General features: G+C 63.2%; 14 protein-coding genes. 11 read left to right on the top strand and 3 right to left on the bottom strand.

Annotation, left to right across the window (positions count from 1 at the left end; translation table 11 throughout):
• Positions 1-25 precede the first annotated feature (25 nt).
• The 5 genes from speB to FJ977_RS09260 all read left to right on the top strand — a co-directional run bounded on the left by speB (position 26) and on the right by FJ977_RS09260 (position 4,813).
• Positions 26-1,087, top strand: a complete 1,062-nt coding sequence (gene speB, locus FJ977_RS09280; RefSeq protein ID WP_140770664.1) for an agmatinase — start codon at positions 26-28, stop codon at positions 1,085-1,087.
• A gap of 81 nt (positions 1,088-1,168) precedes the next feature.
• On the top strand, positions 1,169-1,978 hold the full coding sequence (locus FJ977_RS09275; RefSeq protein ID WP_140770662.1) for a transporter substrate-binding domain-containing protein: 810 nt from the start codon (positions 1,169-1,171) through the stop codon (positions 1,976-1,978).
• 6 nt (positions 1,979-1,984) lie between these two features.
• Positions 1,985-2,641, top strand: a complete 657-nt coding sequence (locus FJ977_RS09270) for an amino acid ABC transporter permease (RefSeq protein WP_056568479.1) — start codon at positions 1,985-1,987, stop codon at positions 2,639-2,641.
• Positions 2,638-3,282 carry an amino acid ABC transporter permease gene (locus FJ977_RS09265; RefSeq protein ID WP_140770661.1) on the top strand — a complete coding sequence of 215 codons (645 nt, stop codon included), beginning with the start codon at positions 2,638-2,640 and terminating at the stop codon, positions 3,280-3,282. The genes FJ977_RS09270 and FJ977_RS09265 overlap by 4 nt, the downstream gene beginning before the upstream one ends.
• Before the next feature lie 523 nt (positions 3,283-3,805).
• Positions 3,806-4,813, top strand: coding sequence for an HD-GYP domain-containing protein (locus tag FJ977_RS09260; protein WP_140770659.1), 1,008 nt, complete (start codon positions 3,806-3,808; stop codon positions 4,811-4,813).
• Between the two features lie 225 nt (positions 4,814-5,038).
• Here the strand turns inward: FJ977_RS09260 and FJ977_RS09255 are convergent, their stop codons facing one another.
• Positions 5,039-6,442: an MATE family efflux transporter gene (locus FJ977_RS09255; RefSeq protein ID WP_140770657.1), complete on the bottom strand. Its 1,404-nt coding sequence runs from the start codon at positions 6,440-6,442 to the stop codon at positions 5,039-5,041.
• Positions 6,443-6,696: 254 nt separating this feature from the next.
• Here FJ977_RS09255 and FJ977_RS09250 point away from each other — a divergent pair, with 254 nt between their 5' ends.
• From FJ977_RS09250 to ugpC, 6 genes are all read left to right on the top strand, one after another.
• Positions 6,697-7,614 (top strand): AraC family transcriptional regulator, encoded by a 918-nt coding sequence (locus tag FJ977_RS09250; protein ID WP_140770655.1) that lies wholly within the window; start codon positions 6,697-6,699, stop codon positions 7,612-7,614.
• Positions 7,615-7,896: 282 nt separating this feature from the next.
• Positions 7,897-9,129, top strand: coding sequence for an extracellular solute-binding protein (locus FJ977_RS09245; RefSeq protein ID WP_246682883.1), 1,233 nt, complete (start codon positions 7,897-7,899; stop codon positions 9,127-9,129).
• A 130-nt stretch (positions 9,130-9,259) separates the two neighbouring features.
• On the top strand, positions 9,260-10,126 hold the full coding sequence (locus FJ977_RS09240) for a sugar ABC transporter permease (protein ID WP_140770651.1): 867 nt from the start codon (positions 9,260-9,262) through the stop codon (positions 10,124-10,126).
• Entirely contained in the window at positions 10,123-10,935 is an 813-nt protein-coding gene (locus FJ977_RS09235; RefSeq protein WP_140770649.1) for a carbohydrate ABC transporter permease, read from the top strand. The genes FJ977_RS09240 and FJ977_RS09235 overlap by 4 nt, the downstream gene beginning before the upstream one ends.
• 16 nt (positions 10,936-10,951) lie before the next feature.
• A complete protein-coding gene (locus tag FJ977_RS09230; protein WP_140770647.1) occupies positions 10,952-11,998 on the top strand; it encodes an NAD(P)-dependent alcohol dehydrogenase in 1,047 nt (348 codons plus the stop codon).
• Positions 11,999-12,000: 2 nt separating this feature from the next.
• On the top strand, positions 12,001-13,086 hold the full coding sequence (ugpC, locus tag FJ977_RS09225; RefSeq protein ID WP_140770645.1) for a sn-glycerol-3-phosphate ABC transporter ATP-binding protein UgpC: 1,086 nt from the start codon (positions 12,001-12,003) through the stop codon (positions 13,084-13,086).
• A gap of 8 nt (positions 13,087-13,094) precedes the next feature.
• Here the strand turns inward: ugpC and FJ977_RS09220 are convergent, their stop codons facing one another.
• Both FJ977_RS09220 and FJ977_RS09215 read right to left on the bottom strand, forming a co-directional pair.
• Positions 13,095-14,681, bottom strand: coding sequence for an FGGY-family carbohydrate kinase (locus FJ977_RS09220; protein ID WP_140770643.1), 1,587 nt, complete (start codon positions 14,679-14,681; stop codon positions 13,095-13,097).
• Entirely contained in the window at positions 14,678-15,361 is a 684-nt protein-coding gene (locus FJ977_RS09215) for an HAD-IA family hydrolase (RefSeq protein WP_140770641.1), read from the bottom strand. Before FJ977_RS09215 ends, FJ977_RS09220 begins: the two co-directional genes overlap by 4 nt.
• Positions 15,362-15,375: the final 14 nt, after the last annotated feature.

Below are 15,375 nucleotides of genomic sequence, written 5' to 3'. Positions count from 1 at the left end.
CTGCACCAATCGAGGAGGAACCGATATGGGCTATGATCGCGGCAAGCTTGACGCGCTGCGTCGCAAATATGGCGAGAGCCATGGCGGCGAGATGTTCGACCCCAAGTTCCGCAAGGTCGCCGACAAGATCTTCTCCAAGAGCGGCACCAGGCTGGCGCCCTATTCCGGCATACCGACCTTCCTCGCCGCGCCCTACCGCGAGATCGCCGCGGAGAACCCGGATTTCGGCGACCTGCAGGTGGCCATGATCGGCGTGCCGATGGACCTCGGTGTCACCAACCGGCCGGGCTCGCGCTTCGGGCCGAGGGCGCTGCGCGCCATCGAGCGCATCGGCCCCTACAACCACGTGCTGGAATGCGCCCCTACGCATGAGCTTCGGGTGGCCGACATCGGCGACACGCCGTTCCGCAGCCGCTACCGGCTGGAGATCAGCCATGAGGACATCGAGCGCCGCACCAACCAGATCGTCGATGCCGGCGTGCTTCCCCTCTCTGTCGGCGGCGACCATTCGATCAGCCATCCGATCCTCAAGGCTGTCGGCAAGAAGGCGCCGGTCGGCCTGATCCACATCGACGCCCATTGCGACACCAGTGGCCTGTTCGACATGACCAAGTTCCACCACGGCGGCCCGTTCCGCAACGCGGTGCTCGACGGCGTGCTTGATCCGACGCGCACCATCCAGATCGGCATCCGCGGCTCGGCCGAATATCTGTGGGAGTTCACCTACGAGTCTGGCATGACCGTGGTGCACGCCGAGGAGGTGACCGGGCTCGGTATCCCCGCCATCATCGAAAAGGCCCGCAAGATCGTTGGCGATGGCCCGACCTATGTCTCTTTCGACATCGACAGCGTCGATCCGGCCTTCGCGCCCGGCACCGGCACGCCGGAAGTCGGCGGGCTGACGACGCGCGAGGTGCTTGAACTGCTGCGCGGCCTCAAGGGCCTCAACATCGTCGGCGGCGACGTCGTCGAGGTGGCGCCGCAATATGACGCCACCACCAACACGGCGCATGCCGGCGCCCAGGTGCTGTTCGAGATACTGAGCCTGATGGTGTTCAGCCCGGCCATCACGGGCAAGGGGGCCTGACGGACGTCACGAAAAGGCGGCCGCCGCGCTGGAGCCGGCGGCTGACCCAACAATCAAAAAGCTTCCAGAAGGGGAATGACAATGACAATCCACTCGATACTGAAATCATCCATCGCCGCCGCCCTGATGCTGGGTGCTGCCGGTCTTGGCTTTGCCACGCAGGCGGCCAACGCCGACGCGCTGGCTGACATCACCAAGGCCGGCACCATCAATGTCGGCGTCTTCGCGGACTTCCCGCCCTTCTCCTCGGCCAGCGCCGATATGAGCCTCAAGGGCTATGACATGGACGTGGCCCAATACATCGCCGACACGCTCAAGGTGAAACTCAATCCGGTCCCTGTCACCGGCCAGAACCGCATCCCCTACCTGAACGACCATCGCGTCGACATCCTGATGAGCGTCGGCTACTCGAAGGAGCGCGAGCAGGTCATCGATTTCGCCGCCGCCTACGCGCCCTATTACATCGCGGTGATCGGTCCGGCGGCGATGTCGGTCAAGGGGAAGGAAGATCTTGCCGACAAGTCGATCGCCGTCAATCGCGGCACGCTTGAGGACACTTCGCTCACCGAGGCCGCGCCCGCCTCGGCCGACATCAAGCGCTTCGACAACTACAATTCGGTGATCCAGGCCTTCATCTCCGGCCAGACCCAGCTGATGGTCGTCGGCAACGATGTCGGCGCGCAGGTGCTGGCCAAGCAGGATGCGCTGAAGCCGGAGCAGAAGTTCCAGCTTCTGACCTCGCCCTCGCATATCGGTCTCAACAAGAATGAGGACGGGTTGAAGAAGGCGGTCAACGACGCCATCGCCAAGATGCTGGCCGACGGCAAGCTGGACGAAAGCTCGAAAGCCTGGCTGAAGACGCCGCTCAATCCCGACAACCTCAAGGATTGAGTTCCCATGGCCTTCGGCTGGCTTCCAGGTGCCGTGGGCGACATCGCGCACGGCGCGGCCACGACGATCCTGCTGATCGCCGTGACCACGCTGGCGGGAACGCTGCTCAGCATCCTGGGCGCGGCGGGACGGCGAAACGGCCCCGCGCTGCTTCGCCGGGCCATCGCCTGGTACGTCGAGGTGATGCGCAACACGCCGTTCCTGGTGCAGCTGTTCTTCATCTTCTTCGGGCTGCCTAGTCTCGGGATCCGGCTCGACCCGATCCTGGCCGCCATGCTGGCGATGACGCTCAACATGGCGGCCTACACGATCGAGATCGTCGGCGCCGGGCTTGATGCCGTGCCGCTCGGGCAGACGGAAGCAGCGCTGGCCTTGGGGCTCAGGCCCCGTCAGGTGTTCATCAAGATCGTGCTGCCGCAGGCGCTCAAGGTGATCTATCCGGCGCTCACCAGCCAGATCGTCATCATGATGCTGGAGTCGGCCGTGGTGTCGCAGATCGCGGTGCGCGAGCTGACCTATGAAGCCGACATGCTGCAGGCGCGGACCTTCCGGTCCTTCGAGACCTATTTCGTCGTGACACTGGTCTATCTCGCTTTGTCGATGGCCTTGCGCCGGCTTCTGGTCACCGGCGGGCGTCGCGCTCTCGGAGCTGGCGTGTCATGATCGAGTTCACCTTCTGGGACATCGTGCGCAATCTTCTGCTGGCCGCGCGCTGGACCGTGCTGCTGTCGCTGGCCGCCTTCGTTGGCGGCGCGCTGGTCGGGATGGTCGTGCTGTTCTTCAGGATCTCCAAGAATAGATGGAGCCGGCGCCTCGCCTCCGGCTACATCGCCCTTTTCCAGGGAACGCCGCTCCTGATGCAGCTGTTCTTGATGTTCTTCGGCCTGCCGATGCTCGGCCTGCGCATCGAGCCCTGGACCGCGGCGGTGCTCGGCCTCACCTTCTTCGCCAGCGCCTATCTGGCCGAGATCTGGCGCTCCGGGGTAGACGCGCTGCCGTTGGGCCAATGGGACGCCGGCGCCAGCCTCGGCCTGCACTATCTGCAGGAACTCAGGCTGATCATCCTGCCGCAAGCCTTCTCGATCACCCGCGCGCCGACGGTCGGCTTCCTGGTGCAGCTCATCAAGTCGACGGCGCTGACCTCGATCATCGGCTTCGAGGAACTAGTGCGGACCTCGAACGCCATCAACAACGCGACCTTCGAACCGTTCAAGGTCTATGGGCTGGTGGCGCTGATCTTCTTCGTCATGTGCTTTCCGCTGACGCAATATGCCCGGTCGCTCGAACGGCGCGCCGCCCATTGAGTGGAGAGCATGCTGTATTGACGAACATCGACGGAGACTAAAACTGTAGGAGGCGCTCGAATGCCTCTTTGGGTCATTGGATGACGTTGGGTGCGTCACCTTTGGAGCCGCCTCCGGACTGGCGGTTATTGGCTACCCTTGGGCCAATAGCTGACGTTCTGTAGCCGACTCGTTGTCGGACGTTCTGCACGCTGCGGCTAGCACCCGAAACTCGTTATTCGTGCTGCTACGCCAATCGGCAGAGCCGCGACCAAAATCGAACCGCGGATTTTCGAGTATAGTACCGGGCTAACTGCGGGACGAACTTGTCTCCTGCTCGATAGGGTAAGGAAAGTTTACGAACATGCCGTAACATTGAACGGGGACGAGGGTTGAGAGGCGCGCGAGAGTAGTTTCCGGGCAGCTATGCGCTATAACTTGAAGTAAGCGCACCGGAGACGCGGACAATATTAGGCGTTGGTATCCGCCAAGCATCTGGTCGCTCCGACGGTTTTGAGTCAAAGGCTAACCAAGCGAACACTGTATGATCAATTCCACGCTTCTTGAGATCGACAAGAATGAGGCCCGTGTCGGGATGTTTGTTCATGGGTTCGGCAAGCAATGGCTACGCAGCCCGTTTGCAGCCAGCCAGTTCAAACTATCCAGCCCGGCCGAGCTGAAGGTGCTTCGCGAAAGTTCGGTAACGACGCTTGTCATCGATCTTTCAAAGGGGATCGGGCCGACCAGTTCGACGGTCGAGCTAGCAAAACCCATTGAGAGCTCAACGCCCGCCAACACTGAGGCCGCGTTGATGAAAGCGACCGGGATGGTCCGCTCGATCTTCAGCAATGCGGCCTCATCTACATGCATTGACCATCAGCAAGTGGAGGCGGTTGTCGATGTCGTCGACCAGCTCCTATGCACTCGCCCGGCAAGCGTCTTGAACCTCACCAAGCTCAAGACAAAGGATGAGATCAGCTTTCAACATTCAGTAGCAGTCTGCGCACTTGTCGGCTTATTCGCGCGACATCTGAAGCTTGACAGTAATTTGGTCCGGATACTGTCAGTTGGCAGTCTTCTGCATGACATCGGAAAGATTCGTATCCCGACCGCCATTCTGACCAAGGCCGACAAGCTCACGGCTGATGAGATGGCAATCATGCAGACCCATCCGCGCGAGGGATATGCAATCCTGGCGACGACGAAGGGGTTACCGGAAATCGTGGGAAAAATCTGCCTTCATCATCACGAAAAGCTGGACGGGTCCGGCTACCCGGATGGCCTGAAAGACGGACAGATCGGTGCCGCGGCACGGATTGTCGCGATTTGCGATGTTTTCGATGCCTTGACGTCCATTCGGCCATACAAGAAAGGCTTCACTCCAGAGGCTGCCGCGGAGATGATGGAGACGTGGAGCGGCCATTTTGATCGAGTGCTTTTAAAACAGTTCTTTGATTGCATGGGCTTACGATGGCTGAGCGGACCCGCTCAAACACGGCAAATCACCGATGAGACGGGGGCCCTTGCTCAGGCGGACTTAAACAACTTCTAATTTCACCTGTCGCGCGCATGGTTTGAGCCCGTCCCCAGGTTGGCACACCGACGAACCCGACGATTCGCCAATATGCCGTCGGCCTTCGCCGCTTTGCTTCTGGGACACGCGGTGCATGCCCGAACGACTGACAAGAGGCGCAAAGCAGGCGTTTCGTAGGCTGACGCGAAGGCTCCGTTCAATGAGCCGCAATGTCTGCTGCCGGGCAGCCGGCAACCGTCCGGTTCAATGCCCGAAGGCAAGCGACGGCGCGATCCGGTCGCGGCGCAGCCAGCGCGCCAGGAGCAGCGCCGCCACCACGGCCAGCCCTGTCGAGAGGCCCATCCAGATGCCGACGCCGTGCAGGCCGAAATGGAAGGCGAGCAGCACGCCAAGCGGCAGGCCCACGCCCCAATAGCCGATCGCGGCGTAGATCATCGGCACCTTGGTGTCATGCAGGCCGCGCAGCATGCCGGCGGCGACCGCTTGCGCGCCGTCGAAGACCTGGAACAGGGCGGCGAAGGCCAGGAATGAGACGGCAAGCGTGATCACCCTGGCATTGGCCGGGTTGGTGAGATCGATGAAGGCGCTGATCAGCGGATGCGGCCACAGGATCATCACCAGCCCCATCAGGGCCATGAACGAGACGCCGATGACAAAGGCGGTCCAGCCGGCGCGCGAGACGCCTTCCGGATTGCCGGCGCCGTGCGCAAGGCCGACGCGCACCGTCACCGCCTGGTTGAGGCCAAGCGGCACCATGAAGGAGATCGAGGCGATCTGGATGGCGATGGCATGCGCGGCCAGCGAATCCGCGTCGATCAGGCCCATCAGCAGCGCCGCGGCGTTGAAGATCGTCACCTCGAAGGCGAGGATGCCGGCGATCGGCAGGCCGAGCCGAAGCAGGCCCTTGAAACGCGGCCAGTCGGATCGCCAGAAGCGCCCGAACAGACGGTAGCGCCGGAACTTCTTCTCCAGCATCACCACCGCTGCCATGCCGGCGAACATCAGCGTGCTGGACAGCGAGGTGGCAAGGCCCGAACCGGAGATGCCCATTGCCGGAAAGCCGAGATTGCCGAACATGAACACCCAGTTGAAGAGCGCGTTGCAGGCGACGGCGACGAAAACGATGACCAGCGCCCAACCAGGGCGTTCCAGCGCCGAGATGAACGAGCGCAGCACGATGTAGAGGTAGAAAGGCAGCACCGCCCATTCCAGCCAGCGCAGGTAGATGCCGGCCTGGTGCGCCAAGGCAGGCTCCTGGCCCATCGCCAGCAGAATGGATTCGCCATGCCACAGGAAGATCCAGATCGGGATCGAGATCAGGATCGCCAGCCACAAGCCCTGGCGCACGGTGCGGCGCAGGTCGCGCACCGAATGGCGGCGACGGCCAAGCTCGGTGGCAATCATAGGCGAGGTTGCCAGCATCAGGCCGAGGCCGAAGATCAGCGGCATGAAATAGAGGTTGGCGCCAAGCGCGCCGCTGGCCAGCGTGTCCGGCCCGAGCCGCCCCATCATCATGACGTCGGTGGCCGTCATCGCCGTTTGGCCGAGATTGGTCAGCACCATCGGCCAGGCCAGCGCCAGCGTCGCCTTGATTTCCTGACGCCAAAGATTTTCCGGCGCGCGAGCGCCGGCTTCGATCGCAGACATTGTTCCGCTCTTTCCAGGCGCGGCACGTCGGCAGAAAGAAGCCGGAAGCCGCATGTCAAACGGCAAAACCTGCGGTTTCGCGGCGTTTGCGCCGTCTATTGAACGAAATGCGACATGAAGGCAAGGGAGGAGGAGCGGGTACCGATTGAGCCAGCGCCATTCCCCTGGTGCGGTTGCGTCGTTCCCTTGCCGGGCGCGGGCTGTTACGGATTGCCTCGGAGATCGGCAGCCAGCGAACCCCCCGGGAGATACGGATGGCGTTCAGACAGCGAAAAAACACGACCGCGATCCCGCGCACTGCGCCGGCCTTCGAACATATCGTCACCGAGGCGAGCGACAGTTTCCTGTGGAGGCGCGACGACTACCCCTGGGAGCGCAATGTCTGGAACTTTCATCCGGAATACGAAATCCATCTGCTCAGGAAATCCTCCGGCGTGGTCCTGGTTGGCGATCACATTGGCGAATTCGGGCCTGGCTACCTGACCATCGTCGGTGGCGGCCTGCCACATGACTGGGTGACGGCGGTGCAGCCGGGCGAACTGATCGAAGGCCGCGACATCGTCCTGCAGTTCGATGCGCAGAGGCTGCGCGGCTCGGCGGGCCTGTTGCCCGAACTGCGCGAACTGGAGCCGTTCCTCGAACGGTCGCTGCGCGGCATGGTCTTTCACGGTCGCACGGCGCTGGAGGGCGCCGAACTGATGGAGCGGATGGGAACGGTGCATGGGCTCGCCCGCCTCTGCCTGTTCCTCGAACTGGTCGACCTCCTGGCCAGGACCGACGAGTACGAACTCTTGTCTTCGCCCGATTTTTCGCCGGTTCTCGATGCCGCGTCCCTCGACATCATCCAGCGCACGCTGACCTATCTGTTCCAGCATTTCGCCGAGGATCTGAAGCTGCCCGACGTGGCCGAACTCGCGGGAATGACGGAGAGCACATTTTCGCGCTTCTTCCAGAAGAACACCGGCAACTCCTTCAGCGACCACCTTGCCAAGCTCAGGCTCTGGCAGGCCTGCAAGCTGCTGGCGGATACCGATGTTGCCATCACCGACATCTGTTTCCAGGTCGGCTACATGAACATCTCGAACTTCAACCGCGCCTTCCTGCGCAAGCACAAGATGACGCCGTCATCATACCGCAAGCTGTCGCGGCAACGGCTGACGATGCGCGCATAAGCACGCCTTAAATCAACGGCTTGGATGCGATCGATACTCGTGTGACGGACTTTGATCCGGTGCGCCGTTTTTTGCGCTGCACAATGCATAAAAGTACATGTTTGTTGCAACGGGGCTTCTAGCTTGGTCCGGTTGAACTCCTCATTTTGGCGGTGGGTGGCTTGTCGCTCGGGCGATGGTGAGGATCGCAGACCCCGAGGACGTCCGCTTCCCGCGAGTGTTCCTGGAGGAGAAAAATCAATGAAACCAATTCGGCTCGCTGCGGGCTTGGGCGCAGCTTTCATGCTTTCCGCTACCGTATCAACCATCGCGCTGGCGCAGGCGCCGGTCTGCACGGCACCGGTCAAGGTGCTGGCGCAGCCACGCGACGGCCTGACGCTTCTGGAGGACTCCAAGGCCGAGTTCGAGAAGCTTGCCGGCGCCGGCTTCCAGATCGACTATCTGAACGAAAACGACCGCCGCGCGAAATCGCGCGCCGATGCGTCCACCGTCGGCAACTACAACGTCTACTATGTCGACGAAGCCAATGTCGCTCTGTTCGCCTCGTCGAAATGGATCGTGCCGCTGACCGATTATTATCCGGCTGACTATGATTATGCCGACTTCGATCCCGGCCGTCAGAAGGTCGCGACCTATGACGGCAAGGTCTGGTTCGCGCCGCTGACCGGCGGCGGCGACCTGATGGTCTACCGCAAGGACGTGCTCGAGGCCGCCGGCATCCAGCCGCCCAAGACACTCGACGAACTGATCGCCGATGTGCCGAAGCTCACCAATCCGGACAAGGGCATGTATGGCATCGCGCTGCGCGGCGCACGCGGTTCGGGCGCCAATGTCTGGCGCTGGATGCCCTTCTTCAAGGCCTATGGCGGTCAGTGGTTTGACGGCGACAAGCCGGTCTTCAATTCGGACGCCGCCGTCAAGGCGACCGAAACCTATCTGAAACTCTTCAAGGATTCGGCCCCCGGCACGCAGACCGGCAGCTGGGATGAATCGACCGGCGCCTTCCTCTCCGGCCAGGTCGCCATCCTCGTCGAATCGACGCCGCTGTCGGGCATGGCGGTCGATCCGAAGACCTCGCAGGTGGTCGGCAAGATCGGCTTCCTGCCGCCGCCCTCGCCACTGCCCGGCGGCGGTTACGGCCATGGCCTTGCCATCGCGGCGAAGGCCAATGCCGACGACGCGTCGAAGAAATGCGCCGGCCTGTTCATCGCCTGGGCAACGTCCAAGGAAAACGAGAAGCGCCGGCTCGACGCCCATCAGTTCGGCGAGCTGAACCGCACCAGCATCCTGTCCAGCAAGGAATTCGCCGACATCTACGGCGCCGATCTCGGCCAGGCGCTGGCGGCGACCGGCAAGGTCACGGCGGTCAACTTCTGGCAGGATCCGCGCTGGCCCGATCTCGGCGACCGTTGGGGCATCATCCTCGAGGAACTGGTCACCGGCACCCGTACCGACATCAAGGGCGGCCTCAACGAGCTCGAGGCCTATGCCAACGATCTGGCGAAGAAGAAATAGAGCCATCCTCCCGCCCGTGGCGCGCGGTCCACGGCATTGTCCGCAATGCCGGGACCTGCGCGCCGCGGGAACTTTGCCCAACGAGCAAGTCATGCCGACACCATCGAGACGCAAGCGAGGATAGATGCCAATGGCCCGACGCACGTCGCTCCCTGTCACCTTCGTCGTTCCGACCATCGCCATCCTTCTGGTGCTGTCGATGGTGCCGACGCTCTACGCCATTGTCATCGCCTTGCAGAACCGCGAGTTGAGCACGCCCGATTATTCCTGGGTCTGGCTTTCGAACTTCTATGACTTGTTTCTCGACCGCCGCTTTCTCAACGCGGTCTGGGTGTCGGTGAAATGGGAGATCGTCACCGTTGTCGCGACGATGGTGGTGGCGATCGGGCTCGGCGTGCTGATGTTCGAGGTCGCCAGCCCGCGCCTGCGCAATGTCTACTGCCTGCTGTTCATCATCCCGGTGTTGTTGCCGCGCGTCTCGGCGGCCTTCGTCTGGAAATTCGCCTACCATCCGCTCTACGGCATCGCCACCTACCCCTACAGGCTTATCACAGGCGGGCTGATCTTCGATCCGCTGTCGAAGCCGGCGACGGCCTTGTTCGCCGTCGCTTCGGTCGATGTCTGGCAGTGGGGGCTGTTCTTCGCCGTCATCGTGCTGAAGCTGCTCGAAGCCCTGCCGCCGCAGCCGATCGAGGCGGCACGGCTCGACCATGCCAGGCGCTGGCAGATCCACGCCTATGTCACCTTGCCGATGCTGAAGGCACCCTTGACCAGCCTGATGTTCGTCAAGATGATCGAATCGCTGCGCTCCTTCGACCTGATCTATGTGATGACCCGCGGCGGACCGGGCGTGGCCACCGAAACGCTCGACATGTACGCCTTCTCGCAAGGCTTCATCGAGTCCGGAAAGGTCTCCTACGCCTCGGCCATGGCCGTGCTGATGATGATCGCCACCGTTATCACCTTCACCATGCTGTGGAAGCGGGTGCAGGCATGAAGCCCGGCAGACTGATCGGCAAGGCGATATTGGCGCTGGCTGGGTTCCTGGCCGTGTTTCCGCTGCTGTGGACGGCGCTCAATGCGCTCAAGAACAATGTCGACATCATCACCCGCGTGCCGCGCCTGGTGTTCACGCCGACATGGGCCAACATCGGCTACATCCTTGGCCGCGACAGTGTGCTCACCGGGCTCTACAACTCGGTCGTCGCCTGCGGCTCGGCCGTGCTGATCGGCGTCGTGCTTGGCCTGCCGGCGGCCTACGCGGTGGCGCGCTACCCCAACCGATGGGCCGGCGACATCCAGTTCTTCGTGCTGTCGCTGCGCTTCCTGCCGCCGGTCGCGGTGGCCATTCCGCTGATGGTGATCTGGCTGCAGGTCGGCCTCTACGACACTTTGCCGGCGCTGATCGTCACCTACTCGCTGCTCACCATCTCGGTGATCATGTGGCTCGCCATCCCCGCCTTCCAAAGCGTGCCGAAGGAGATCGAGGAAGCAGCCTTCGTCGACGGCTACGGCGCCTATTCGGTGTTCTGGCGCATTGCCTTGCCCGTCGCCGCGCGCTCCCTGGCAGGGGCGGTCGCCTTCAGCTTCGTGCTGGTCTGGAACGAATTCCTGATCGCGCTGATGCTGTCGAGTTCCAATGCCAAGACCTTGCCGATCGTCGCCTCGGAACTCTCCCAGCAGGGCATGAATGTGCCGTGGGGCATTCTGAACGCCTCGGTCGTGCTCCTGTCGCTGCCGCCGCTGCTGTTCCTCGGCGTACTCAGCGGGTTCCTGAATTCCGTTTTCCGGCAAAAAAAGACTTGATGTGAGGATTTCCCCGATGCGGGCACTGGTGCTTGAGAAAAAAGGCGAACTGTCGCTGCGCGAGATCGCGTTGCCGCTCGATGTCGGGCCGGACGACGTCAGGATAGCCATCCACACGGTCGGCGTCTGCGGCAGCGACGTGCACTATTACACGCACGGCGCCATCGGCAGCTATGTCGTACGCGCGCCGATGGTGCTCGGCCACGAAGCCGCGGGGACGGTCGTCGAGATCGGCGCCAATGTCGAGACGTTCAAGGTCGGCGATCGCGTCTGCATGGAACCGGGCGTGCCGAACCTGTCGTCGCGCGCGACCAAGCTCGGCATCTACAATGTCGACCCGGACGTACGCTTCTGGGCGACGCCGCCGGTGCATGGCGTCCTCGCGCCCTATGCCGTGCACCCGGCCGCCTTCACCTACAAACTGCCCGACAATGTTTCCTTCGCCGAGGGCGCGATGGTCGAACCCTTCGCCATCGGCATGCAGGCGGCAAGCCGTGCCCGGATCGTTCCGGGCGATGTCGCTGTCGTCGTCGGCTGCGGCCCGATCGGCATCATGATTGCGCTTGCCGCCCTTGCCGGCGGCTGTTCGAAAGTGCTGATCTCCGACTTCTCCGCGCCCAAGCTGGCGATCGCCGCGCAGTATGCCGGCATCGTGCCGGTCAACATCGGCGAGCATTCGCTGGCCGATGCCGTTGCCGCCGCGACCGGCAATTGGGGTGCCGATATCGTCTTCGAGGCCAGCGGCAACCCGAAGGCCTTTGCCGACCTGTTCAATGTCGTTCGGCCGGGCGGGGCGGTGGTGCTGGTCGGCCTGCCGGTCGAGCCGGTCGCCCTCAACGTGCCGGCTGCGATCTCCAAGGAGGTGCGCATCGAGACGGTGTTCCGCTATGCCAACATCTTTGACCGCGCCTTGCAGCTGATCGCTTCCGGCAAGGTCGACCTCAAGCCGCTGATCACCGGCACCTATGATTTCTCCGACAGCATCAAGGCATTCGAGCGGGCTGCCGAAGGCAACCCGCAAGACGTCAAGCTGCAGATCTTGCTCAGCGGCGAGAAGGGCTGACCATGTCCGCTATCGTTTGCTCCCATGTCGACAAGGCCTATGGCGCCACCACGGTCATCCGCGACCTCAACCTCTCGATAGAGGAACACGAATTCGTCGTGTTCCTCGGCCCCTCCGGCTGCGGCAAGTCGACCTTGCTGCGCATGCTGGCGGGGCTGGAGGACATCAGCGGCGGCGAGGTCTCGATCGGCGGCAAGGTGGTCAACGATCTCGATCCGGGCGACCGCGGCATCGCCATGGTGTTCCAGAACTATGCGCTCTATCCGCACATGACGATCTTCGACAACATCGCCTTCGGGCTGCGGCGCCAGAAGGTGCCGGCGGCCGATATCCGCAAGCGGGTCGAAGCGGTGTCGAGGACGCTCGGGCTCGAACCCTATCTCGGCCGCAAGCCGGCCGAGCTTTCCGGCGGCCAGCAGCAGCGCGTCGCCATTGCCCGTGCGATGATCAAGACGCCAAAGGTGTTCCTGTTCGACGAGCCGCTTTCCAATCTCGATGCCAAATTGCGCAACCATATGCGCGTCGAGATCGCGCGCCTGCACCAGTCGCTGAAGACCACCACCGTCTACGTCACCCATGACCAGCTGGAGGCGATGACGCTGGCCGACCGCATCGTGCTGCTCAAGGACGGCGTCATCGAGCAGATCGGTTCCCCGGCGGAAATCTATCGGCGGCCGGGCAACATGTTCGTCGCCGGTTTCATCGGCACGCCGAACATGAATTTCATCGAGGTGACGGTCGGCCGCTCGGGCAATGGCTGGATATTGACCGGTGCCGGAACGGTTCTTTCGGTCGAGGGCCGGGGTTTTCATCTGCAGCATGGCGACCGCGCCGTGCTCGGCATCCGACCTCCGGACCTGAAGACGGCCGGTGCCGGTGCCGCCGGCATATTGCAAGGTACAGCCGATCTCATCGAATTCCACGGCAATGACGCGCTGGTGACATTCGGTTCAGGCGGCAAGGAGATCAGCGCGCTGGTTCCGGCGCGCGAATGCCCGTTGCTGAACGCCCCTGTGCGCTACACGTTCGAGGAAGAGAGCATCCATCTGTTCGACGCCACGTCGGGCGCCTCGCTGCGCAATCAATAGCGCAAAGCCTACCGTATCGCGTCGAGCGCCTGCCGCTGCCGGTGCATTTCCAGGAATATCCGGTAGTCGCGATCGAAGCGGGCGCCGGCGCCCGGGTTGGCGGCACGCCTCTTGCCGCCCTGCTGCATGGCAAGGCAGGCGGCGTTGAGGTCGGGAAACAACCCGGCGGCGGTGGCGGCGACCATGCCGGTGCCGAGCAGCACCGCCTCGTCGGCCAGCGGTTCGACCACCGTGCAGCCGGTGGCATCGGCGTAGAGTTCCATCAGCAGCGGGTTCTTGGTGTGGCCGCCGGTGACATGCAGCGTGTCGATCAGATAGCCGTTCTCGTTCAGCGCCTCCAGCACATGACGCACGCCGAGCGCGATGCCGACGGCGGTGCGCCAGTAGAGCTTGCACAGGCTGTCGAAGGAGGAATCCAGCGTCAGGCCGCTGACGACGCCGACTGCATGCGGATCGGCCAGCGGCGAGCGGTTGCCGTGGAAGTCGGGCAGCACATGCAGCCGCGCGGCAAGGTTCTCCCCTTCGGCGGCGCGCAGTTCGGCGACACGGCTGGCGATCCTGGCGTGCATTGCGGCGTCGGGCTCGCCGCCGGCGCCGTGCCAGCGGATGATGTGGTCGAGCAGGGCGCCGGTCGCCGACTGGCCGCCTTCCGACAGCCACAGCTTCGGCAGCGCCGCGCCGTAATAGGGACCCCAGACGCCCGCGAAAGGCTGCGGATCGGGCGACATCGCCATGACGCAGCTCGACGTGCCGGCGATCAGCGCCAGGTGACGGCCGATATCCTGCTCGTCGCCGGCGAAGCCGCCAAGCACGCCAAGCGCGCCGGCATAGGCATCGATGACCCCGGCGCCGACCCGGCAGCTTTCCGTCAGGCCGAGCTCCGCCGCCGCTTGCGCCGTCAGCGGACCAATGTCGGCGCCGACCGGACTGGCGCGCTCCGGCAGATTGCCGTGCTCGAAAAGGTCATCCAGGCCGACGATTTCGAAGAAATCGCGCTGCCACGCGCTTTCCTCATGCGCCAGATAGGTCCACTTCGCCGTCAGCGTGCATTGCGAGCGGGCCAGCGAGCCGGTCGCCTGCCAAGTCAGGAAGTCGGCGAGGTCGAATAGATAGCCGGCTTCATTCCAGGTCTTTGGCAGGTTGCGCTTCAGCCACATCAGCTTCGGCGTCGCCATCTCCGGCGACATGACGCCGCCAATATAGTTGAGCACCTCGTGGCCGCTCGCCGTGCATTCGTCGGCTTCGGCAATGGCGCGGTGGTCGAGCCAGACGATGGTGTCCCAACGCTTGTCGCCGGTGGTCGAAACGCTGAGCTGATCGCCCCGCCGGTCGCGCACCACAAGAGAACAGGTTGCATCGAAGGAGATGCCGACAATGTCTTGCGCCGCCACACCGGCTTTTTCGCGGGCGGCACGCACGGCGGCGCAGACGGCCGACCAGATATCGCGTGAATCATGCTCGGCATGATCGGGTTTTGGCTGGTTCATGGCGATCGGCCGATCGGCACGGCCGAGCAAGGTACCACTGGCGTCGAGAATGCCCGCGCGAGCGCTCCCGGTGCCGACATCGACCGCGCAAACAAACTGTTTCGTCAAGATGCTCTAACTCTCGCTCCCAGGCCTGCAATCAAATCGGGCAATTGCAGCATGTCAGCGAATATAAAGTCCGGTTCACTCGACGCAAGCCGCGCTTTCAATCCGGGGTTGCCGGCATGCGAGCCGCCGGTGAAGGCAAAGACGCGCATGCCGGCCGCGCGCGCCGCCGCGACGCCGGCCGGACTGTCCTCGATGACGAGGCATTTGCGCGGATGGGCCCGCATGCTGGCCGCGGCATGCAGGAAAAGATCGGGCGCCGGCTTTCCCTTGGCCACCATGGTGGCGCTGAACAGATGCGGCTCCATCAGCCCGAGCAGGCCGGTGACGTCGAGCGCATAGCGAATGCGTTCCAGCGTGCCGGAAGAGGCGACGCAGAACGGCAGGCCAAGCCTGGGCAACATCTCCTTGATGCCCGGGATCGGCTGCAGCTCCTCACGGAACTTTCGCATCAGGTCGACGCGCATGGCGGTAAGGTGCTGGTCGGTGATCTCCAGGCCGAAGTCGCGGCCAAGCATCTCGCGCACGCTTTTCATGCTCTTGCCGAGGAAGTGTTCGTAGGCGGCATCCACGCCGATATTGCCGCCGGCAAGTTCGATCATGCCAAGCAGCGCCGAGACGGAAAGCGCCTCGCTGTCGACCAGCACGCCATCGCAGTCGAAGATGACCAGTTCAGGCGTCATGATGTCGAATGGCT

Source organism: Mesorhizobium sp. B2-1-3A (assembly GCF_006442655.1).
Taxonomy (GTDB): Bacteria; Pseudomonadota; Alphaproteobacteria; order Rhizobiales; family Rhizobiaceae; genus Mesorhizobium.
This window is presented reverse-complemented; position numbering and strand designations above follow the sequence as displayed.